Source organism: Alteromonas naphthalenivorans, assembly GCF_000213655.1.
Taxonomy (GTDB): domain Bacteria; phylum Pseudomonadota; class Gammaproteobacteria; order Enterobacterales; family Alteromonadaceae; genus Alteromonas; species Alteromonas naphthalenivorans.
In genome coordinates this window covers 651034-672906 of sequence record NC_015554.1, presented here as the reverse complement: position 1 = coordinate 672906, position 21873 = coordinate 651034, and the positions used below count along the sequence as shown (strand labels likewise).

Below are 21873 nucleotides of genomic sequence, written 5' to 3'. Positions count from 1 at the left end.
TATGTCTTTTTTAGGTAAATTATCTATAGAGTCAGTGCCTTACCACGAACCTATTATTATGGTTACGTTGGCAGTGATTGCTGTAGTGGGTATTGCTATTGCGCTACTCATTACAAAATACAAGCAGTGGGGCACACTGTGGAATGACTGGATCACGTCTGTGGATCACAAACATCTAGGCATTATGTACATTGTGCTGGCTATGGTGATGTTACTACGTGGTTTTGCCGACGCCATTATGATGCGTACCCAACTTGCGGTAGCGACTAATGGTGCGCCTGGCTATTTGCCACCGGAACACTACGACCAAATTTTCACCGCCCACGGCGTGATTATGATCATCTTTATGGCCATGCCATTTATGATTGGTTTAATGAACATTGTGCTGCCGCTGCAAATTGGTGCTCGTGATGTTGCCTACCCCTTTTTGAATAATTTAAGTTTTTGGCTTACCGCTGGCGGCGCCATTCTCATTAATATTTCATTAGGTATAGGTGAATTTGCAAAAACAGGTTGGGTAGCTTATCCGCCAATAGCGGGGCTTGAATTAAGCCCGGGGGTTGGCGTCGACTACTACATATGGGCCTTGCAGATATCAGGGCTCGGCACGCTACTTACTGCGGTTAACTTTTTAGTGACTGTATTTAAGATGCGTGCACCGGGCATGAAATTGATGCAAATGCCAATTTTCACGTGGACATGCACGTGGGCAAATATCCTTATTGCCGCGTCGTTCCCTATTCTTACGGCAGTGCTAGCCATGCTAACACTAGACCGCTATCTAGACTTCCACTTCTTCACTAACGAAGCAGGTGGTAACTCTATGATGTACATTAATTTATTCTGGGCTTGGGGCCACCCTGAAGTTTATATTTTGGTGCTACCAGCTTTTGGTATTTTCTCAGAAGTTATTTCAACCTTTACGGCAAAACGCTTATTCGGTTACACCTCGATGGTGTATGCATCGGGCGCAATTGCTATTTTAGGCTTTGTGGTATGGCTACATCATTTCTTTACCATGGGCTCAAGCGCCAATGTAAATGCGTTCTTCGGTATTATGACCATGGTCATCGCCGTGCCGACAGGGGTGAAACTATTCAACTGGTTATTCACCATGTACCGTGGCCGATTGGTACTCAGCGTGCCTGTACTTTGGGCATTGGGCTTTATGGTGACCTTTACCATTGGTGGAATGACCGGTGTGCTATTGGCTATTCCTGGTGCCGACTATGTGCTTCACAACAGCTTATTTTTGATTGCTCATTTCCACAACACCATTATTGGTGGTGCAGTATTTGGTTACTTAGCGGGTTTTGCATTTTGGTTCCCGAAAGCCATGGGCTTCAAGCTTGATGAAAGAACCGGTAAGGCCGCCTTTTGGTGCTGGCAAATTGGTTTCATGATGGCGTTCTTGCCTTTGTATGTGCTGGGCTTCTTGGGCATGACCCGCAGGCTTAATCACACCAATAACCCTGACTGGAACCTATGGCTCTACATTGCGGCAGTAGGTGCGTTTGTTATTGCCCTTGGTATTTTCTTCCAATTATTGCAGTTGTTCATAAGCTTTAAAAACAAAGACAAGCTTAACGATACCACAGGCGATCCGTGGAATGGACACACACTGGAATGGTCCACGGCGTCTCCGCCTCAATTCTATAACTTCGCCAATATTCCACACATCAAAGATATCGATGCATGGACAGACACAAAAGAACGTGGCGATTCCTATCAAAAGCCTGAGAAATACGCGCCTATTCACATGCCGAAGAATACCTCTGCGGGTGTATTTATGAGTATGAGCTGCACGGTAATGGGCTTTGCGCTTATTTGGCATATTTGGTGGTTAGCTGCTGTTGGGCTTATTGCTGGAATAGGTGTATTTATTAAGCGTTGTTACACCTCTGATGTTGATTACTACGTTCAGGTAGATGAGATTGAAAAAATTGAACACGCGCATTTAGCTGCCAATGCGAAAGGAGCGTCTGTATGAGCGCACTAGCAAATGATATAGCTCACGATATTCACGAAGAGCACGCTTTAGACCACGACCACGAACATCACGAAAACAATACGGTATTCGGCTTTTGGCTGTACTTAATGACCGATTGTTTGTTATTCGCTTCATTCTTAGCCACTTATGCGGTGTTATTTATGAACACCGCTGGCGGGGTATCTGGTAAAGATATTTTCGAACTAAACTTTGTGGCGGTTGAAACCGCTGCCCTGCTCGTTAGTAGTATCACCTTCGGCTTCGCCATGATTTGTGCGCACAAGCAAAACAAAAGCGGTGCGTTAGCATGGTTAGCTATCACCTGGGTTTTGGGTGCGACGTTCATCGGCATGGAAGTATATGAGTTCCATCACTTAATCGTACATGGCAATGGCCCTCAAGAAAGTGCGTTTCTTACCGCCTTTTTCTCGCTAGTAGGGTTACACGGGCTTCATGTTACGTCGGGGCTTATCTGGATGACCATTTTGTTCATCGAGGTATCCCGCCGAGGCTTACCTGAAAAAACCGTAACGCGCCTGAGTTGCTTAAGCTTGTTCTGGCATTTCCTCGATATTGTGTGGATTTGCGTATTCACCGTGGTGTATTTAATGGGGGCAATGTAATGACAGGCCATCGTTCTAATAAATTTAGCACCAGTGCCTTAGCGGGAAATAGTGCTAACGATGACAATGCAAACTCAGTCAATCACGCTGCCGAGCATGGCAGCGTAAAAACTTATCTTATTGGCTTTGTGCTATCGGTGATATTGACGCTTATTCCATTTGTTATGGTTATGGAAGGCGACTTCTCAAAAGTAACTACCCTGTGGAGCATCGTCGTTTTCGCACTTGTACAAATTTGGGTTCACCTGAAGTACTTTCTTCACCTTAACTTTGTGACTGAAGACGGCAGAGCCAGTACCATTTCGTTTTTATTCAGCGCACTTATTATCTTCATGGTAGTAGGGCTGTCTATTTGGATAATTTACGAGTCTAACGCGATGATGATGTATTAGCGTATTGCTATTCATTATGCATAAGTAACAAGGTAAACAGTAAAATGAACGCGATATTTCGACGCTATTTATCGGTCACCAAGCCCGGTATCATCATGGGCAACTTAATTTCCGTAGCAGGTGGTTTTTTACTTGCCGCCCGCGGGGATGTTGACTGGCCTTTGATGGTAGCGACCTTGATTGGCTTGTCTTTAGTGGTGGCTTCTGGATGTGCAGTTAACAATTGCATAGACAGCGACATCGACACCAAAATGCAGCGAACACGCACTAGAGTGACTGTCACCGGCGAAATGTCGTTGAAAGCAGCCTTCTGGCACGGTGTAGTGCTAGGGGTTGCTGGTTTCGCTTTACTGGCTTTTTACACCAATCTTACGGCAGTGCTTTTCGCTGCCTTAGGTTATGTGGTTTACGTAGGCGTGTATAGCTTATACATGAAGCGTAACTCTGTGTATGGCACCCTTGTTGGTAGCTTATCTGGCGCGGTACCGCCCGTGGTAGGTTACTGTGCAGTAACCGTTGAGTTCGACACCGCCGCCGCGATTTTGCTAGTGATGTTCAGTATATGGCAAATGCCCCATTCTTATGCCATCGCTATCTTCCGTTTCAAAGATTATGAAGCTGCCAATATACCGGTATTGCCGGTGGCAGAAGGCATCGCAAAAGCTAAGCAGCACATCGTGTTATACATTGCGGTATATGCCATGGTTACACTGCTGTTGCCAATTAGTGGTTATACGGGTGTGGGCTTTTTGGCCGTGGCATTTTCCACCAGCTTATGGTGGTTGATTATGGCGCTGCGAGGATATCGCCGCGATATCAATATTGAAGGTTGGGCACGACAAGTGTTCGGGTTCTCTATCGTCAATATTACTGCGTTATCAATTGCTATGGCGGTAGATTATCACTCTCAGGCACAGTTTATTTTTTGATTATTTATATAGGGACCGGTGGTGTCTACAGTAAATACTCGGCCCCCATATCGTGTGATCACCAAGGGGAAACTGACGGTATACGCATCAAGCGGGTTTAACGCGTCTGATGTGACTAGTAGACGCTTATTCTTTTGAGAAAATCGCAACGCGCCACCTAACTTAAATATTACTAAGCAAATCTTGTGCTTAATCAAGTTGCTTTGGTTCCAAAATTTATATTATTATTTACACTTCGTTGGGGAGTAGCCTGTTTCCATTATCCATGGAAAAGTTTGTGTCAACATAATTGGTCACATGACCATGGTACAAACACCACTTGGTTGGCGAGACCATCGATATTTCCATGCCCTAAGGTCAGGCGTGTGGTTTTATCGTGGACTCAATATTGCCTGACCGGAGTTTTGAAGTATGAGTATCTTTGCTCTCATTTTACTTGCCTTTGCTATGTCTACTGATGCTTTTGCTGCCGCTATAGGTAAGGGTGTCAAAATAAAGAATCCTCGTTTTAGCTTTGCTATCAAAGTCGGCTTTACATTTGGTTTAATAGAAGCAACCACTCCTATTGTAGGTTGGATAATAGGGCGTGCAGCTTCTTCTTATGTAGAAGCGTGGGATCATTGGATTGCGTTGATTATTCTTACCGGCTTAGGCGTTTATATGGTCTTTGAAAGCTTTCAACCTGCCATTGATGATGAAAGTAAAACGCAAAAGCAGTCGTTTATTTTGCTATGTGTGACTGCGTTTGGTACTAGCATAGACGCAATGGCGGTTGGCGCAAGCCTTGCATTTGTTGATGTAAATATCATGACGGCCTCCGGCTTAATTGGTTTGGCCACGTTTTTGATGGTAACGATAGGTATTATGCTGGGTAGTTTAATGGGCTCTTTAATAGGCAAACGAGCCGAGACATTTGGTGGAGTCATACTTATTTCGGTGGGTATGTGGATTTTTGCAACCCACACTCTTTAGAATTCAATACTCTTTAGAATTCAATAGTTTTTAGAATACGACACTATAACAATGCCGCTACTTAACGTAGTTGCACATATCTGTAATCGCTAACTGTCTTCTTCATAGACTCAGCTTTATCTATAGTTCACTAAATCAAGGGCGACCTAGACAGCATGCTCGCCCCTTTCATAGTGATTAACGAATACTGCCGGTTAGCGTATAGAGCATTGTACGCCCACTTGCGTTAGTCGTTATTGGTCGGAGCAAGTGTTCCCCGCTCCATTGTTAGTCACGTTGCATGCCTAATTAACCTCTGGATTTAGTTTTGCCTCGAAATTCGGCACAGAACGCTTTTCAGCTTCAGCTGCCGAAGTAACTTTTCCGTTGCTCTCAATATCCTTAACAAGCCACTCCATCTCTTTTATCTCTCTGCGCTGCGCTAAGATGATATTGTCAGCGAGTTCACGCACTCGAGTATCCTCTATATTTGCCCGTTCACTAGTAAGAATTGCAATTGAATGGTGAGGGATCATCGCCTTCATATACGCTGAATCTGAAACAGTTGCTTGTGACCGAACTAAGTATAAACACACCGCAAACAAGGCGATTGCAGCAATGAATATAGACGCGTTCAGTTTCTTATTGGTATACATACCCAACATAAACGAGAGCATGATGATTGCCATTCCCGCGCCCATATACAACGCCATATAAGTACGGGTTTCGCTAAACCAAATATGGGAAATGGCATAAGTGTTTAGGTACATCATGATAAACATGACGATGGTAGAGGTGACTATCATCGCTGCAAATCTTGAATATTTCATATGTATTCCTTACCAATATTGAGCTGTTTGAATAATTTCATTCTCGCTTAAAATACGCTAGGCGTTTGTTGAACTGCCAAATTCAACTGTCAAATTCAACTCCCAAATTCCACTTCCGGATTTGACCGAAGATTGAGTAGATAAGAGTGGAGGCAAATGTAACGACAAACTTGTGAAAACTTTGAATCATCAATGCATATAGCAGGGGATTTCTTACATCCCCTGCTATATGCCTACTGCGAACTTGTAGGCAATTGAGCCTGTTACATTATTTACGATGTTGGCATAACGTACACTTCTCGTACGCAGGCCGAATCGTTAGCTGAAAGGGCAAACACAACCGACTTTGCTATATCTTCGGGCTGAAGTTTGTCTTCCTTGGGCTCATCGAAGAAAGGGGTGTTCACCATTCCAGGGCAAATTGTGGTACATCTACCGCCCCACTCTCTCATTTCTTCCGCTAAGTTTTGGCCAAAACCGTAGGCAAACCATTTACTTGCGCCATAAACCGAGCCTTTTAAAGCAATACGCCCTGCCACCGAGCTTGTTAGAATAAAGTGACCTTTAGTCTTTTTCAGCAAAGGAAGCCCAAGCTTTGCGGTGTACAGCAAGCCGTTCACGTTTGCGCCTAACATACTTTTCCATTCAGCAACGTCGCCGTTCTCAATACCGGCACTTTTTGCACCTGTACCGGCATTTGCAAATACTCCATCTACGTGGCCATAATGCTGAGCCACTTTGCTAAATGCTTTCTCTAAATCATTGAAATCGCTCACATCGGCAGTAACGGCAAAGGCATTAGCCTCGCCAAGATCTGCCACCAAATCGTTAAGCTTGTCTTCACTTCTGGCAATTAAGGCAACTTTATTACCTTCATCTACCAGTGCTTGTGCAGTCGCTTTGCCTATCCCGCTTGACGCACCGGTTATTACAATTACCTTTGAACCTGTTTTCTGACTAGACATGCATACTCCTGTTAACGCTAATTACTTGCTCGCTTAAAATTCTACCTGTGAGTTTATATTCTCACTTTACAAACCTAAGCAATGAGTTGACTAATCTTCTCTACAAAAGCTGGGATGTCATCTGGATTTCTGCTGGTTACCAATTTGCCATCTTGTACCACTTGCTCATCTTTCCAGGTAGCACCGGCATTAATTAAATCTGTTTTGATACTGGGAAAAGAAGTAACTGTACTGTTTCTTGCTAGCTCAGATTCAACCAGTAACCATGGCCCATGACATATAGCAGCAAGTGCTTTAATGCGAGGCTCTGCGTGGGCTTGCTTAATAAATGAAACCGCATCGTTATTAGTACGTAAGATATCTGGGTTAATTTGGCCGCCAGGCAATACGAGCGCGTCGTAATCACTTGGCGATACCGAGGAAACTTGAGCATCTACCGATATTTGTTTACCCCAATTCCCCTCATTCCATGCAGTGATACTGCTTTGATCATCAATTGAAAGTATCTCTACTGTAGCGCCTTGCTCGGTAAGCATATCTTTTGGCTGCACCAGTTCACTTTGCTCAAAACCATCAGTAGCTAAAATAGCGATTTTTTTGCCTTCTAAATTTTGCTGGTTGCTCATTGTAAAACTCCTATTTCTACTCAACATTATTGCCGCTTCCCATTCAGTTGTTTGCATAACGCAAAGCTGAAAAACGAAGATTAACCGGATGAACACTCATCAGCGGAACACCTTCTAAGCTGGCAATTCCAATAACAAACTTATATATGTAACTTGTGACTGCAATAACCAAACCATCACCCAAAACCTCTTAATCACTTGTTTATACTGAACTTTCATTCAGGCCAAAAAGTTATAGTGCTTTAGCCGGAACCTTTGGCATGCGACTTTTTCAGCATTTGTGAAGGTTTTACATGAGGATAAACCCAGCTACATATAGAAAAACATCAGCAGAGCACCGGCTATCATGAATAGATTTTCGGTTAGCGAAACAAAGCCCAATGGCACGTTGCTATCGCCCCCTACACAGGCACACTTGAGTTCACGTTTATCGATGTATACCGCTTTGACCACTGAAACCGCTCCCACCGTACCTATAAATAGGGAGAACGGCGCCACCGCTAACGCGGGTAGTTGAGCTACCATACCAATACCAGCATAAGCCTCTACAAACGGGTAAATATAGGCGTATCGTAGCCACTTCATTGCTAGCAAATCGTAGGTAATAAACGAGTTAGTAAAGCTGAATAGGTCTTTGAGTTTTTGTACTGCCAGCAGCGACATCGAAAACGCGATAAACAGCATGAGAGTACGAATGGAAAAATACGCACCTGCTACCGTATATTGAAATGCTAACGCTAATAACGCAGCTACCGAAAATATAGCTATTACTGGGGTATAGGTGGTACCCGACTGCCCTGCTTCACCTTTATTAAAAAAAGCACGAAGATCGTCGTACCCACCAATACGCTCATCATTTATAAACGTTTGTGGGGTTGTTTTAACGTTGTGCTTTGCCTTGAACGCGTCGGTTTCTTCCCTAGAAGTGAGGGGACGATCATCTATGTTATACCCTTCTCTCTCTAGCAAGTCTTTGGAACGTAAACCAAACGGACAAATATGATTATCGGTCACCATTCTGTACAAAATTGCAGTTTTACTCATCATGCTCTCCTTAGTCTCACTCGCGCCAATAGCTAACAGAAAAGGTTGTAGCTAATGTCGCAATAAGCGCCAAACTCGTCTTTACTCAAACCTGCCTCTAAATTAGATAGCGAGAAGAGATCCGTCATGTGAAATCCTTACGCGAATAGTTCATGAAGCTGTAAATTCCTCACAATTAACGGCCCAAACCCTTCGGTTCTAGGTACCTTCATCAATACCGTTACAATATCTATACCGATATGTACTCAAGGTTATTGTAGGCATTATCGAATATGTCTCTTTGGGGGGAATCTGTCGGATGTATCTCTCGGAGAAATCTGTAGGGCGATAACGCGCAATCGATTGCTGGCCTTATCGTTTAGAGCGTAGAATATTAATTCCTTTCGTTATAGAGTGAGTAGAACTCTCGAAAAGGCATTTAGGATGACATTCGTATTTTTACATGGCTCAGGTTGCACGAATAACGTGTGGGCGCACCAAGTATCGTTTTTCAACAACAGCATTGCTTTAAATTTTCCTGGGCACCCTGATGGCGAAGCATTATGCGATGTAAAATCCATTGCTCAATGGGTGCTTAACACCGTTGAACAAGAAGATTTAACAGACGTGGTGTTGGTGGGTCATTCTTTAGGAAGTGCCGTAGCCATGCAGGCTGCTCTGCTGGCTTCAAGCGAATTAACGACTTTTGATTCAAGTAGATTTAAAGCACTGGTGCTAATAGGTGCGGGCGCTAAATTAAAAGTAATGCCACAACTGCTTACGTCACTAGCAGCGCTTATAGAAGGAGGCGGAGCATTCCCCGATTACCTATTGGCTTCAAACCAACAACTGCAAGAGCCGTTAAGAACTGAGGTAAATTCGGCAATCATTAACAATGGCGCCGCAGTGATGCTGAAAGACTTTACGGCTTGTGACAACTTTGACGTTATGCAGGAGATAGGTAGCATTACATTGCCAGTACAGCTTATTGTGGGTAACAAAGATATTATGACACCGGTGAAATATTCTGAGTTCCTGTTAGGCCAATTACCTAACGCAAAACTAAACATTATAGAAAATGGCACCCATATGGTCTTTGCAGAACAACACGCTACAGTGAACGGTTGCATTCAGGAGTTTGTAAACGGGTTAACCTAGTCTGTTTCCCTTCAGACACTTATTAAAATCTACTTATAAAAAAGGCGTTACGCTAAGCAGTAACGCCTCGTAGTTATTAAGCTACTTTGGCTTTACCTAGCCGGGTTAAACAACCATCTTTAATAGGAATCGTCGGGCAAGCCTACTGCCAATTGCTTAGTTTGGTATTATCAACAGTTTAACTAAGCGTGTCGGCAATATACTTATCGATAATTTGCTCTAGTACATCTAATGGCACGGCCCCGTTTTTCAGAACCGCATCATGGAATTCACCTAAAACAAACTTATCACCTAACGCTAGTTTGGCTTTTTCACGCAACTCAAGAATTTTCATCATGCCCACTTTGTAAGACGTTGCTTGCCCTGGCATAACAATATAGCGCTCGATTTCTGAGGTTACGTCAGACTCGGCCATACCTGTATTAGCTAGCATGTAGTCAATGGCTTCTTCACGGGTCCAGCGTTTCGCATGGATACCAGTATCAACCACTAGCCTTACCGCCCGGAAAAGCTCGGCTTGTAAGCGACCGATATTATCAAACGGATCATCTTGAAAACCGAGGTCCCACGCCAAGCGTTCTGAATAAAGCGCCCAGCCTTCGATATAGGCCACGAAGGGAGCGACCGTTCTAAAAATAGGTAAACCTTCTAGCTCCATTGCAATGGCAATTTGAAAGTGATGACCCGGTATCCCCTCATGATAAGCAAGTGTTCGCATGCTGTAGGTAGGGGTTGCTTTAATATCGTAAAGATTCGCAAAGAAAACGCCCGGGCGAGACCCATCAAACGCGGGGGCTTCATAATACGCACCTGGAGCTGTTTTTTCTTTAAACTGTGGAATACGTTTCACTTCCATACCCGCTTCTGGGCGTACTAAAAACGCATCGCCAAGGCCTGCGTCAATTTCATCTAGAATAGTTTGATAATCGGCTAGAATTTGCTCCCGTCCTTCGGCGGTATCTGGGTAATAAAAGCGTTCGTCCTCTGCTAGCGTATTTATTGCAGCAGTAAATCCTTGGCTAACATCAAATCTTTCTTGCGCTAATATCGCCAGAATCTCAGCTTGTATACGGTCAACCTCTGATAAACCCACATTGTGAATATAGTCGGCAGAATAATCGGTGGTAGTAAAAAAACGCAGGGCAAGTTTATAAGCTTCGCCTCCCCCCTCTAAGTGCCATAAGCCATCGTCGGTTCCCGCTTTTGGCTTAAGGCCTGTAAAGTAATCGATGAGCATTTGGTAAGTAGGATAAACCGTATTTTCTATTTCAGTCGCAACGTTGGATAAAAGCCCGTCGTAGTCAGCTTCAACAATTTCATCAGACTCTTTCATGCGGCGCTGAACCGAGGTATACAGAATGTTTTCTTTTACTGGCTTATCGATAAACCCCTGCATTTCGTCAATGACTCGCTGAATAACAAAGCGTGGCGGAAGGATATTCTTCTCTTCGCGCAACTTCATCCCTTCAAGCATTTGAGTGAAATAGCGCTTACTTTCACTTAAACGGCTAATGTAGAAATCAACGCTTTCTACATCGGTAATCGGGTGCTGCCCATCCATAAAGCTAGGAAAGTTGCTCTGTGCCCCTGACATTTGGTTAAAGGGGTAACTATGATATTGGTACTTTTCGAACCCGCTTAAGGTGTTGAGTAAGTACAGCGCGATGTCTTTGGATAATTGCTGATCTTCATCCAAATCTTCATACTGCACAAGCACATTTTTAACCTGCATAAGCTCATCAAACGTGGCTTGTGAAGACGCTAAACTGGCATCGTCCAAATGGGCGTTATGACCTTTTATGCCCATACCATCTAACACGCCAATTGAGGTCAACGTTTGGGGGCTCTTCAATGCCTGCTGAATAAGGGTTCTATCTAAAAATACGCGAAATGAAAATGGCTTTTCAGCATTCCACTCGTGTGTACCCCAGGCGGCTGCACCCAGTATAATTACCAGCACACCTATGCCTAACCATTTAAAGAAAGTTTTCATCTGTATCCCTGTTATTGTTATTTGTTCTATACAATTTAGACGCTGAAATTTGCGTTTGCGAGTTCTACATTATGCAGGTAAGCAATAAAGTCAATTAAAAGAAAGACAAAGCCAATTTAAGAGATTTCTTCCATACGTAGAAGTTAAAAAACTTTATAGAAAGATTTCGTCCTCTTTCGCTTTCTGAAATGAAATGCTTCATCGCGAAAATTCGACATGCCGCCGCTTGAAATACACGTCTCATCGAAACTATTAAAAATTTACAACTTTAGTATTGTATGACTAATTGATTTTGTGCTTAACTCAGCTCCATAAACGAAACTCGTTTATCACATCTAATAATTATAAGTCTTATCAGACAACACGGCTTTTAGCTGCACCCCGCAACAGAAAAGAAGTAACAGCAGTATGCGTACCAAAAATACGTGTAACTCGTGCATGCAAAAGCACTGCGCTACTGCAACGTTCATTCGCTTTAAAAATACACTTATAAAAATTCAGGAACACACAATGCAACAAGCAAATTTTAACGCTTCTGTTTTCAAGCTTTCCTTGATCGCAGGTGCTATAGCGGCTATACCGTTTTCAACGTCGGTAATGGCTCAAGAACAAACCAACATCGACGAGCAAGATGTTGAGCAAATCCAAATTGTTGGTTCGCGCCGCGTAGGCCGCACTGTTAATGACTCTCCGGTTCCTATCGATATTATCGATGCGTCTTCTATTGAAGCCACTGGTTTAACCGAAACCAACATGATCCTCAATTCGTTGTTGCCAAGCTTCAACTTTCCGCAACCTTCTGTTACTGATGGAACAGACCATGTTCGCCCAGCACAGCTTCGCGGTTTAGCACCAGATCACACGCTTGTTTTAGTAAATGGTAAGCGCCGCCATACTTCAGCACTACTTAACCTAAACGGTTCTGTGGGCCGCGGCTCTTCTGCTGTGGATTTAAATGCTATACCAGCTAACGCGATTAAGCGCATTGAAGTATTGCGCGATGGTGCAGCGGCTCAATACGGTTCAGACGCCATTGCTGGTGTTATCAATATTGTATTGAAAGACGCTAGCGAAGGCGGTGAAGTATCAGCCACTTACGGTGCAAACGTAACTACAATGGACGGCGTGCCTAACCTTGAGGGCGTTAGTGCCGATGCAGATGGCAACCTTGCAATCAATACAGGTTCAGATCGTGAACTGACCGACGGACAAACCCTTACCCTTCGTGGCAATATGGGCTTTGAGTGGGGCGATGACGGATTTATAAATGTTTCAGCTGAATACCGCGACCGTGGTGAGTCGAACCGTTCAGACTTCGATACTCGCGAAAATTATACTCGTGACGCTGATGGTAATTTAGATGAAAGAGAATTCACTGTTAACCGCTACAACCATGTATATGGTAACGGTGAAGTAGAAGATTACGCGCTGTTTGTAAACGCAGGTAAAGCCATTAACGACAGTGTCGAATTTTACGGTACTGCGGGCTTTAGTTCGCGTGATTCTATTGGCGGCGGTTTTTACCGCAGAGCATCAGATAGCCGTAACATCACTTCTATCTACCCTGACGGCTTCTTACCATCTATTCAAACCGATATTCAAGATATGTCGGTACTAGGCGGCATTAAGGGTTACGGCGATGTGTGGAACTACGATTTGTCACTTACCCACGGTGGCAATGCTTTAGAGTACAGCGTAGTGAATAGCTTGAACACATCGCTTGGACCAACAAGCCAAACGAGTTTTAACGCGGGTGAGCTGGAGTACAACACTACCATTATTAACGCTGATGCATCTCGCTTAGTTGATACAGGCTATTTCTTCAGCGAAATGAACTTCGCTATGGGTGCAGAATACCGCCACGAAAGCTATGAGATTACCGCTGGTGAAGAAAACTCGTATGTCCAAGGTACGTTTGGCCCAGGTGGCGTAGTTACCGACCCTGTTGATGGCCCTTTTGGCTCAGCTGGCTCACAAGTTTTCCCTGGCTTCACGCCAGAGTCAGCAGGTGAAAACACACGTCACAACTACAGCTTTTATGTAGATGTAGAAGCCGATGTACTAGAAAACTGGAACGTAGCAGTAGCAGGTCGTTTTGAAGACTATTCAGATTTTGGCAGTACCTTTAACTGGAAGCTCTCTAATCGCGTTACTGTTACTGACACTTTTGCACTTCGTGCCTCGGTTTCAACAGGCTTTAGAGCGCCTTCCTTACAACAGCAGCATTTCACCTCTATTGCAACTGTGTTCGTGGATGGCGAGCCAACTGAAACGGGTACGTTTGCCGCCTCAAGTGATGTTGCACAGGCATTGGGTAGCCCAGGTCTTGATGCTGAAGAATCTGATAACTACAGCGCTGGTTTCACTTACTCGCCTACTGCCAATTTCAACCTAACCGTAGATTTCTACCGTATTGATATTGACGATCGTATCGTGTTGTCGAACAACCTATCGGGTGATGCTATTGAAGCGTTGCTCGAAGGCACAGGTGCTAACCAAGCTCGCTTCTTCTTAAACGCGATTAATTCACGTACTGAAGGGGTAGATATTGTTTCTACATACACATTAAACACAGCTGATTTTGGTGCGTTTAACTTCAATGCGGGTATTAACTTCAACGATAATGAAGTGACCGATATTTTAGAAGCGCCAGAAGTGCTCCAAGGCGCAGGCTTCGATCAAAGTAACTTGTTTGACGATGTAGAACTGCGTCGTTTCGAGACAAGCTCGCCAGATAGCAAAGTGAACCTTGGTGTAACTTGGTCTTATGACCGTTACAATGCAACATTGCGCACCACACGATACGGCGAAGTAGAAGACCCATCATCAATTGAAGCACGTAACGAAATTATACCTTCTGAGTGGATCACAGATTTAGATGTTCGCGTAGCCCTTACTGACAACCTAGCGGTATCGGTTGGTGCGAATAACATCTTCGATGTTTACCCAGAAGCTACACGCGATTTAGTTGATGACGTAACGACCTTCTCGATGATTTTCCCATACTCGGGCTTCTCGCCCTATGGATTCACGGGCCGTTATGTTTACGGAAAAGTGACTTATAGCTTTTAATTAATCTTGTAAGTTAAAACTCAACAAAAATGCCGGATGTGAAAACATTCGGCATTTTTATGCTCTACTTTTTTCCCATCAAAATTATATGCGGTAAATTTGTATTTAACCTCCTTACACGGCAAGAACTATTCTCAAGATCAGTTACCTTTGTTAACAAGCGTGAGTATTTTAAGTGCTCCCACTTTTGGGTTAACACTTTTAGAAGAAATTAATAATGGAAGTTCTTACAAATAATGAGGTAGACCTTGTATCAGGCGGGTGCGCAGAGCACTGCTGGGGCGATTTTAGCATAGCAGGATTAGCTGCATCGATGGGAGCAGGAGCTCTAGGCGGTGTCCGTGGTGGTGGCTGGGTTGGTGCTGCTATAGGTGCTATTTCTGGTGGGTTAGGATATGCAGGTAGTAAAGTTGGCGACAAGATGTCCGAGCGCACCACATCCACAACTGATGAGTAATTTTAGGGGCTAAGGCCCTTTATTAGGAGCCAATATGCTGAAGAATATTAAACAGATTATAAGCTATACCCTTTTAATGGCATGTATTATTGTTATCACTGTAACCACCGTAAAGATTGTAGAAATGATCTGGCCTTTAGAGAATGCTAAAACGCTCTTGGTGATTGTGGTCGTTTTTTTGACCACGTTCATTTGCACCCAAGTAGCAAAAAAGTATGGCTTATTTACCCGTTAGTTTCCGCTTTCGATAAACACTCGGCTCAAGCCCTTGGTCATTCTACTTTGCTATTCATACGTATGGTGACGGGTAACGCTAAAGCGATTTAAAATATGATGCATGACGTAAACGGCACTCAAACTAAGGGCAATGGCTACGGCCACAGAGCTAAAACGGTAAAGCGCGCTGTAAACTAAATCTTGGTTGGGTGTTAGCGAGTTTCCAAACAAAATACCAAACGTGGTTAGCACACCAAACCCAATGCCCGGCATCCCGCCACCTAAAATATGATAGCGGCTAAAAATGAATGCTAAAATCCACAACACAAGCACCGGAAAAAGTAAAAAATCACTGTGATTGTACAAAAACAATTGCGCCAGCAGTGCTAAATTACAACCAATGAGTGTACCAATAGCCCGTTGCCACCCAGCGAGACTTGCCGCTTTCCAGCAAAGCGAAAATAGAATAAGCACCGATGACGCCTGAGCTGATATCGAGTCTTGCAGATCCAACGCTTGAAACACCACAAACGATAAGGTTGCCACACTTGCACATAACAGCACTTCGTGACGAATACTTTCTTTCGCCTTAGGCGGTGGAACACGAGGTATGCGCGGTGCAACATCCGGAAATATGCCATGCATGAGAACCGCAATAACAATTGATAAAAGCGTAGCTGCACCGTTACTCACTATTAACGGGTATACAGTATCTACGCCGGTTACATAGCTTGAAAAGTGTAGCTGTATTGAAAGCCCTACTGCACCTAACGCTCCAAACAAAAAGCCGCCGCCACTGCTCATTTGATAGAACAAGATACAAAAGCATAGAAACACAATAAGGGTCATCACCACTGGAATGTGGGAAAACAGCCCTTGCAATACCAATACAATAAAGGCGCTAAACCCCGCGCTGGCGATGAACTGCTTTAACACTGGCTTGCTAATAACAGGTACTAACCCCAGCAACAACATGGGATAAACCGTAAAGAAAATACCATAAGGCCAGTTCATCAAGTTACTGATGGCAAAGCCAAGGGTACAGCCACCCGCTACACGTAATGCTTGGCGCAGACCGTTGGCATCTAACTGCGGCCCTTGGCTAACTGTTGTCGACATTTAGCCTCCGCTAGTAAATGTAATGCAGCCAACTAATGGCGTTAATTTGCAACGTACCAAACCACTGGCCTAATGTTGATTCAGGTAACAATTGAACTGTGGCACGGGCACCACTTGGCATACCTTCTACTAAGGCTTCGTTGTCTTGCAGGACAATATGAACCCGTTGACGCTGAGCATCACGCACCCATCGATTACTTGTTTCGGTAACGCTTAACGTACCATTTGCACTTAACTGGCCATCGCTAACCCCGGCCTCAAACGAATCAATATGCGCATCAAATACTTCACCAGGTAAGCTATCGAACACCACTTTAGCAACACTGCTTTCGGCCATGTGCGTTAACGACTTTTCTCTAAAATCGGCTACCAAATCGGTCTCGCTGGTTACTATCGCGAGTAGCGGATTCCCTTTTACTGCATAGGCCCCTTCACGTAACTGCATGTTAGACACAACACCATCATTTCGCGCACGCACTTGGGTATATGATAAATTTAGTTTGGCTTCGGCAAGCTGGTTTGCGGCATGGCGAACAGTAAGGTTATTTTCACCCGAATCACCTCTTGCCAATAAGGCTTCAGATAACTGCGCTTCAAGGGCTGATTTATTGGCAACACTCGCTTCATAGTTAGCCCGCATAGCCTCAAGTTCTTGCTCTGAAATCGCGCGTTGCTTATATAACGCGGTGCTGCGTTGTTGAAGTAACTTTTGCTCGTGCAGCTTGGCACTAGCAGCCTTAATTTGAGCCTCTAGCGATTTAATATTGGTATCAAGTCGTTTGTTTTGTAATTTGGCATCATCTAACGCTAACTTTGCTTGCGTTAGCGCTATGTCGTAAGGCCCTCTATCAATTTGAAATAGCACGTCGCCGGCTTTTACCGTTTGATTGTTGCTAACAAAAACCTGTGTGACTTCGCCACTTAATTGAGGCGCTACTTGTACAACAGGGTGATAAATTCGCGCTTGGGGCGTAACTGGCATGAAGGTATCGGCAATAAGGTAGTAAATAAAAACCAGCACAAAACCAATTAAAGAAAATCTTACGTAAAGTGAAAATTTCTGATCAGGCGTCATTAGTCCCCTCCTCTAATTTACTTGCTCTGCGTGTTTCCTGTAGAGAAATGCAGTCCGAGGCATTTTGTTCTATTTGCAACAACGCACGCGCCATTACATCTAGCTGCTCATGGGTTAACCCTGCATAAAACTGCTGCTTAACATCCGCAATTTTTTCATTTAGCGAATTCAAAACAACGCGACCGTCTTGAGTGAAATATAGTTTTTTGCTGCGCTTATCGTTGTTATCAACTTGGCGGCTAATTAGAGACTGCTCTTCAAGCTGCTTTAATGTGCGGGTTAACGACGGCATTTCTATGCCTAAACTTTGCGCCAGCGCTAATTGGGTAACCCCTTCGCCAATTAAATTGATATGCATTAACGCGAGCCATCTTGATTGCGTTAACCCCAAGGGCTCAACAGTTAACGTAACAGCTTCTCTGCATAACCGGTGTACTCGGCCCATCTTTCCAACAAGCGTAAAATCTAGCGTTTCGTGAAACGGCTTTTGTGCAGACATACTCACCTCAAAGTTACTTAGCATGCTAACTACAATAACATTACTTAGCACGCTAAGTAAATAAAAGTCGTATTTACCTTTCCTCCACGTGATTTTTTATGACCACCAAAATGATCGTTATAAATGCATGCAGCTTACTCATTCTAGGTTCACCTTATTTTGTAAGGTGGAAAAGTATTAAAAATGGTAAGGGAAGCATGACAATAACTAACGACAATTTTCTGCAGGTTCGTGGTGCACGGGTTCACAACTTAAAAGACGTGGATGTTGATATACCGCGAAACAAGATTGTGGCCTTTACGGGCATTTCTGGCTCGGGTAAGTCCTCACTCGCCTTTGGCACCTTGTACGCAGAAGCGCAACATCGTTATTTAGATTCGGTTTCCCCTTATGCAAGAAGGTTGATAGATCAAATTGAAACGCCCGATGTAGATAGTATCGAGGGCCTGCCACCCGCAGTTGGGCTGCATCAGAACCGCGGAACGCCTTCAATTCGTTCATCGGTAGGTAGTATCACCACCATTTCGAATAGCCTTCGAATGCTGTATTCCCGTGCAGGTGATTACCCCGCAAATCAAAAGATTATTTACGCTGATGGCTTCTCGCCAAATACCGTTGAGGGTGCCTGCGAGAAGTGCCATGGCATTGGCACTGTGTTTGATGTAACCGAAGACAAACTGGTGCCCGACCCTACCCTTACCATTCGTGAAGGAGCCATTGCTGCCTGGCCTGGCGCGTGGCAAGGTAAAAATTTAGTGCGGGTTCTACTGTCGTTAGATATTGATGTCGATATATCTTGGCAGGAATTACCCGAATCTACGCGAGATTGGATTTTATACACCGACGATACCCCCCAAGTACCGGTATACAGAAACTATACCTTGGCGCAGACCCAAGCCGCGAGGGAAGAAGGCGAACCCGCCAGCTATAACGGTAAGTTTATTGGCGCTAAACGCTATGTACTTGAAACCTTCAAAACCTCCCAAAAAGAAAAAATTAAGCAAAAAGTCGCGCAATATCTTGCCGTTTCAACGTGCCCACAATGCCATGGGAAAAAGCTTAAACAGGCTTCACTTTCCGTTACGCTCTGCGGCCTAGACATATCCGCCTTCTCTCAACTTTCGTTGAGCGACGTGGTAGAACATTTGAATACGCTACTTGAAACAGCCGAAGCCCAAAACAACGAACGGGCACTGGTTATTCAAAACATTGCTAAAGACATAGCTGCTCGTATCAAACCCATTATTGCACTCGGATTGGGGTATCTTTCCTTAGAGCGGAGCACCACGTCGATTTCAGCCGGGGAATTACAGCGGTTACGGCTAGCCACCCAAATAAAATCGAAATTGTTTGGCGTGATATATATTATGGATGAGCCATCGTCTGGCCTGCACCCGAACGATGTAACCGCATTGCTAGACGCATTTGATATGCTAGTAGAAGCAGGCAATAGCGTATTTTTGGTTGAGCATAATCCCCGTGTCATTAAACACGCTGACTGGGTTGTGGATATAGGCCCCAATGCAGGCTTAAACGGCGGTGAGTTGGTATATAGCGGACCTGTCGATGCATTGGAAAAAGCATCGAATTCAATAACCTCACAGTATCTTTTCAATAACGCTTTGGCCCTTAAGCATCACAACCGTGCCCCGAAAGGCTGGCTATCATTAAAAGCCATTACTAAAAACAACCTTAATAGTATCGACTGCGCGTTTCCCCTTGGCACTATTACCACAGTAACCGGCGTATCAGGCTCGGGTAAATCGAGCTTAGTCAGCCATGCACTGGTGGAGTTAGTGAAAGCGTCACTCGGCACTAGCAGAGCGCCGGATAAAAACGCTACTACTAATAGCTCTGCTGGCAAAAGCGCCGCTAGCAATAACCCTGCAGCAGTTATTACCGAAGCCACGTTGCTGGAAAGCAACGAAGAGCAACCAGCTAGCGGCTATATAGATAGCAGCAATATTAATAGTGGCAGTGAAGGTGGCATTGAGGGTTACAGCCCAGACGACAAAGCAAGCGATGCCGAACAAATAAAGCGATTAGTCGTAGTAAACCAATCCCCCATTGGCAGAACGCCCCGTTCGAATTTAGCGACTTACACAGGGCTATTCGACCATGTGCGTAAACTATTCGCCGCCACACCATTAGCAAAAAAACGACGCTACGATGCAGGTCGATTTTCGTTTAACACCACCAAAGGAAGGTGCGCCAACTGCGAGGGGGTAGGCTTTGTATCGGTAGAATTACTCTTTATGCCATCGGTGTATTCCCCGTGCCCGGTTTGCGATACAAAACGCTACAACCAAGACACATTAGACGTTACCTGGAATTCATTATCGATAGCCGATGTACTGTCGCTAAGTGTTGCAGAGGCACATAACCTATTCGCCAATGAAGCCCCAGTTTTTCGTGCGCTTGATGCGCTGGTGAAAGTGGGCTTGGGCTACTTACGATTAGGCCAACCCGCCACCGAACTTTCAGGGGGAGAAGCACAGCGAATAAAGCTGGCTACCGAGCTAAAACGAGCCGACAAAAAACACACCCTTTACGTACTAGACGAACCTACTACCGGGCTTCATCCTGCGGATATTTCGTTATTAATGAAACACTTAAATACATTGGTAGATGAAGGCAGCAGCGTGGTAATGGTAGAGCACAATATGCAAGTTGCGTCATCTAGTGATTACATTATAGATATTGGCCCAGGTGCGGGTGATGCTGGAGGAAACATAGTGGCTAAAGGCACGCCTGCTGAAGTTGCGAAATGCAATAAGAGTAAAACAGCCCCCTTTATCACGCTACGTTAATAGCGTTAAACAGGTTATCGCGCGTGTTAACTGTAACAACAAATGAACTAGCAGGTATTTTTTTGTAATCTTACTTGTTCTCTGCGCTGTATAAACCCATAGACAAGTAACGTGAACGGAATTACATGAGCACAACGCAATCTACTCAGGCAGAGTCTGCTTTGGGGTTAACGCTAAAAAACTGGTGGAGTATTGTTAAACGTACATTTACCAACATCCAAAGCCATAATATTCCTCTTATCGCCGCGGGCGTTGCGTTTTACTGCTTACTAGCGATATTCCCGCTTCTTGGTGCCACCATTTCCTTATATGGCTTAATGGTGTCACCCGAAGAGTTACAAAATCATATGGCCTTGCTGGTTAACGTAGTGCCTAGCGACAGCAGCTATATTATTGAAGAACAACTTAAAAACCTTACTCAAAAATCCAGCTCAGCCTTGGGATGGGGCTTCTTCCTAACGCTTTTCTTATCATTATGGAGTAGCAGTAAAGGGGCCAACGCACTTATTACCGCATGCAATATTACCTATATCGAAGACAATGGCAGAGGCTTTTTTAAAGGCTTAATTGCCCGCATAACTGGCACCATTTGCATGATAATCACCGTCATTGTTGCGCTAGTTTGCATTACGGTTCTTCCGGAATTAATAAGTTGGATTTCTGGCGGCTTAATAAGCTTCAAGCAAGCTTCATGGATAACCTGGCCTGTATTGCTGTTGCTCTTTAATATTGGACTTTCTGCACTATACCGTTACGCACCTCATAGACGTTCAGCACAGTGGCGATGGGTTACACCGGGGTCGTTGTTCGCCACTTTATTATGGATTGCCGCATCTTATGGCTTTTCTATTTATTTGAATGAATTCGCTAGCTACAACAAAACCTACGGCTCGGTAGGTGGCATTATCATTCTACTCATGTGGCTGTACTTAAGCGCCTACATCATACTTATTGGCGCTGAAGTAAACTCGTCAATTGAGCTTCAAACTACCGCAGACAGTACCGTGGGTGAAGACAAGCCTATGGGTGAACGAGATGCCGTAGTGGCTGATAATACGCCGGAAGATTTGAAAGAGAATTGATAAATTGAGGTAATATGCACCTGCTTAATTGCGGTATCATACCCCTAATTAAATACAGGAATG

19 protein-coding genes and 1 riboswitch are annotated in these 21873 nt (G+C 44.3%); of the genes, 11 read left to right on the top strand and 8 right to left on the bottom strand.

What is annotated here, in order from left to right; translation table 11 throughout:
- Window position 1 precedes the first annotated feature (1 nt).
- The 5 genes from cyoB (at window position 2) to AMBT_RS02850 (ending at window position 4906) form a co-directional block, all read left to right on the top strand.
- Window positions 2-1990 carry a cytochrome o ubiquinol oxidase subunit I gene (gene cyoB / locus AMBT_RS02870; protein ID WP_013783077.1) on the top strand — a complete coding sequence of 663 codons (1989 nt, stop codon included), beginning with the start codon at window positions 2-4 and terminating at the stop codon, window positions 1988-1990.
- On the top strand, window positions 1987-2613 hold the full coding sequence (gene cyoC / locus AMBT_RS02865; RefSeq protein ID WP_041452479.1) for a cytochrome o ubiquinol oxidase subunit III: 627 nt from the start codon (window positions 1987-1989) through the stop codon (window positions 2611-2613). Before cyoB ends, cyoC begins: the two co-directional genes overlap by 4 nt.
- Window positions 2614-2732: 119 nt before the next feature.
- Complete coding sequence (gene cyoD, locus AMBT_RS02860; protein WP_417874133.1) at window positions 2733-3005, top strand: cytochrome o ubiquinol oxidase subunit IV; 273 nt, start codon at window positions 2733-2735, stop codon at window positions 3003-3005.
- A 53-nt stretch (window positions 3006-3058) separates the two neighbouring features.
- Window positions 3059-3934 carry a heme o synthase gene (gene cyoE / locus AMBT_RS02855; RefSeq protein ID WP_202945453.1) on the top strand — a complete coding sequence of 292 codons (876 nt, stop codon included), beginning with the start codon at window positions 3059-3061 and terminating at the stop codon, window positions 3932-3934.
- Between the two features lie 228 nt (window positions 3935-4162).
- Window positions 4163-4305, top strand: a riboswitch (yybP-ykoY riboswitch).
- A 40-nt stretch (window positions 4306-4345) separates the two neighbouring features.
- A complete protein-coding gene (locus tag AMBT_RS02850) occupies window positions 4346-4906 on the top strand; it encodes a manganese efflux pump MntP (RefSeq protein WP_013783073.1) in 561 nt (186 codons plus the stop codon).
- A 284-nt stretch (window positions 4907-5190) separates the two neighbouring features.
- On the opposite strand, the gene AMBT_RS02845 is transcribed toward AMBT_RS02850, so the two are convergent.
- From AMBT_RS02845 to AMBT_RS02830, 4 genes are all read right to left on the bottom strand, one after another.
- On the bottom strand, window positions 5191-5715 hold the full coding sequence (locus AMBT_RS02845) for a DUF305 domain-containing protein (protein WP_013783072.1): 525 nt from the start codon (window positions 5713-5715) through the stop codon (window positions 5191-5193).
- Between the two features lie 272 nt (window positions 5716-5987).
- Window positions 5988-6680 carry an SDR family oxidoreductase gene (locus AMBT_RS02840; RefSeq protein WP_013783071.1) on the bottom strand — a complete coding sequence of 231 codons (693 nt, stop codon included), beginning with the start codon at window positions 6678-6680 and terminating at the stop codon, window positions 5988-5990.
- Window positions 6681-6754: 74 nt separating this feature from the next.
- Window positions 6755-7306, bottom strand: a complete 552-nt coding sequence (locus AMBT_RS02835) for a type 1 glutamine amidotransferase domain-containing protein (RefSeq protein WP_013783070.1) — start codon at window positions 7304-7306, stop codon at window positions 6755-6757.
- A 309-nt stretch (window positions 7307-7615) separates the two neighbouring features.
- On the bottom strand, window positions 7616-8350 hold the full coding sequence (locus AMBT_RS02830; RefSeq protein ID WP_013783069.1) for a MauE/DoxX family redox-associated membrane protein: 735 nt from the start codon (window positions 8348-8350) through the stop codon (window positions 7616-7618).
- 423 nt (window positions 8351-8773) lie between these two features.
- Between AMBT_RS02830 and AMBT_RS02825 the strand changes: the two genes are divergently transcribed.
- The gene (locus tag AMBT_RS02825) at window positions 8774-9487 is read left to right on the top strand and encodes an alpha/beta fold hydrolase (RefSeq protein WP_013783068.1); all 714 of its coding nucleotides are present in this window, start codon (window positions 8774-8776) and stop codon (window positions 9485-9487) included.
- A 178-nt stretch (window positions 9488-9665) separates the two neighbouring features.
- Here AMBT_RS02825 and AMBT_RS02820 read toward each other — a convergent pair whose 3' ends face one another.
- Window positions 9666-11480 (bottom strand): DUF885 domain-containing protein, encoded by a 1815-nt coding sequence (locus AMBT_RS02820; protein ID WP_013783067.1) that lies wholly within the window; start codon window positions 11478-11480, stop codon window positions 9666-9668.
- Between the two features lie 510 nt (window positions 11481-11990).
- Between AMBT_RS02820 and AMBT_RS02815 the strand changes: the two genes are divergently transcribed.
- From AMBT_RS02815 to AMBT_RS02805, 3 genes are all read left to right on the top strand, one after another.
- Window positions 11991-14552: a TonB-dependent receptor plug domain-containing protein gene (locus tag AMBT_RS02815; RefSeq protein ID WP_041452719.1), complete on the top strand. Its 2562-nt coding sequence runs from the start codon at window positions 11991-11993 to the stop codon at window positions 14550-14552.
- Window positions 14553-14769: 217 nt separating this feature from the next.
- Window positions 14770-15009, top strand: a complete 240-nt coding sequence (locus AMBT_RS02810) for a hypothetical protein (RefSeq protein WP_013783065.1) — start codon at window positions 14770-14772, stop codon at window positions 15007-15009.
- Between the two features lie 34 nt (window positions 15010-15043).
- Entirely contained in the window at window positions 15044-15244 is a 201-nt protein-coding gene (locus AMBT_RS02805; RefSeq protein ID WP_013783064.1) for a hypothetical protein, read from the top strand.
- Between the two features lie 50 nt (window positions 15245-15294).
- On the opposite strand, the gene AMBT_RS02800 is transcribed toward AMBT_RS02805, so the two are convergent.
- From AMBT_RS02800 to AMBT_RS02790, 3 genes are read right to left on the bottom strand one after another with little or no spacing between them, the layout of a single operon-like run.
- On the bottom strand, window positions 15295-16344 hold the full coding sequence (locus tag AMBT_RS02800; RefSeq protein WP_013783063.1) for a DUF2955 domain-containing protein: 1050 nt from the start codon (window positions 16342-16344) through the stop codon (window positions 15295-15297).
- A 10-nt stretch (window positions 16345-16354) separates the two neighbouring features.
- Window positions 16355-17419 (bottom strand): HlyD family secretion protein, encoded by a 1065-nt coding sequence (locus AMBT_RS02795; protein WP_013783062.1) that lies wholly within the window; start codon window positions 17417-17419, stop codon window positions 16355-16357.
- A complete protein-coding gene (locus AMBT_RS02790) occupies window positions 17409-17918 on the bottom strand; it encodes a MarR family transcriptional regulator (protein ID WP_013783061.1) in 510 nt (169 codons plus the stop codon). The genes AMBT_RS02795 and AMBT_RS02790 overlap by 11 nt, the downstream gene beginning before the upstream one ends.
- A 197-nt stretch (window positions 17919-18115) precedes the next feature.
- Here AMBT_RS02790 and AMBT_RS02785 point away from each other — a divergent pair, with 197 nt between their 5' ends.
- Both AMBT_RS02785 and AMBT_RS02780 read left to right on the top strand, forming a co-directional pair.
- On the top strand, window positions 18116-20728 hold the full coding sequence (locus AMBT_RS02785) for an excinuclease ABC subunit UvrA (RefSeq protein ID WP_148259069.1): 2613 nt from the start codon (window positions 18116-18118) through the stop codon (window positions 20726-20728).
- 125 nt (window positions 20729-20853) lie between these two features.
- A complete protein-coding gene (locus tag AMBT_RS02780) occupies window positions 20854-21810 on the top strand; it encodes a YihY/virulence factor BrkB family protein (RefSeq protein ID WP_013783059.1) in 957 nt (318 codons plus the stop codon).
- Window positions 21811-21873 lie beyond the last annotated feature (63 nt).

Excerpts from the sequence above, each read along its gene's own strand:
- cyoB (WP_013783077.1), top strand. The coding sequence starts at position 2 with ATGTCTTTTTTAGGTAAATTATCTATAGAGTCAGTGCCTTACCACGAA.
- AMBT_RS02785 (WP_148259069.1), top strand. The coding sequence starts at position 18,116 with ATGACAATAACTAACGACAATTTTCTGCAGGTTCGTGGTGCACGGGTT.
- AMBT_RS02810 (WP_013783065.1), top strand. The coding sequence starts at position 14,770 with ATGGAAGTTCTTACAAATAATGAGGTAGACCTTGTATCAGGCGGGTGC.
- AMBT_RS02805 (WP_013783064.1), top strand. The coding sequence starts at position 15,044 with ATGCTGAAGAATATTAAACAGATTATAAGCTATACCCTTTTAATGGCA.
- AMBT_RS02840 (WP_013783071.1), bottom strand. The coding sequence starts at position 6,680 with ATGTCTAGTCAGAAAACAGGTTCAAAGGTAATTGTAATAACCGGTGCG.
- AMBT_RS02815 (WP_041452719.1), top strand. The coding sequence starts at position 11,991 with ATGCAACAAGCAAATTTTAACGCTTCTGTTTTCAAGCTTTCCTTGATC.
- AMBT_RS02835 (WP_013783070.1), bottom strand. The coding sequence starts at position 7,306 with ATGAGCAACCAGCAAAATTTAGAAGGCAAAAAAATCGCTATTTTAGCT.
- AMBT_RS02800 (WP_013783063.1), bottom strand. The coding sequence starts at position 16,344 with ATGTCGACAACAGTTAGCCAAGGGCCGCAGTTAGATGCCAACGGTCTG.
- cyoC (WP_041452479.1), top strand. The coding sequence starts at position 1,987 with ATGAGCGCACTAGCAAATGATATAGCTCACGATATTCACGAAGAGCAC.
- AMBT_RS02790 (WP_013783061.1), bottom strand. The coding sequence starts at position 17,918 with ATGTCTGCACAAAAGCCGTTTCACGAAACGCTAGATTTTACGCTTGTT.
- AMBT_RS02780 (WP_013783059.1), top strand. The coding sequence starts at position 20,854 with ATGAGCACAACGCAATCTACTCAGGCAGAGTCTGCTTTGGGGTTAACG.
- AMBT_RS02795 (WP_013783062.1), bottom strand. The coding sequence starts at position 17,419 with ATGACGCCTGATCAGAAATTTTCACTTTACGTAAGATTTTCTTTAATT.
- AMBT_RS02830 (WP_013783069.1), bottom strand. The coding sequence starts at position 8,350 with ATGAGTAAAACTGCAATTTTGTACAGAATGGTGACCGATAATCATATT.
- AMBT_RS02825 (WP_013783068.1), top strand. The coding sequence starts at position 8,774 with ATGACATTCGTATTTTTACATGGCTCAGGTTGCACGAATAACGTGTGG.
- AMBT_RS02820 (WP_013783067.1), bottom strand. The coding sequence starts at position 11,480 with ATGAAAACTTTCTTTAAATGGTTAGGCATAGGTGTGCTGGTAATTATA.
- AMBT_RS02850 (WP_013783073.1), top strand. The coding sequence starts at position 4,346 with ATGAGTATCTTTGCTCTCATTTTACTTGCCTTTGCTATGTCTACTGAT.
- AMBT_RS02845 (WP_013783072.1), bottom strand. The coding sequence starts at position 5,715 with ATGAAATATTCAAGATTTGCAGCGATGATAGTCACCTCTACCATCGTC.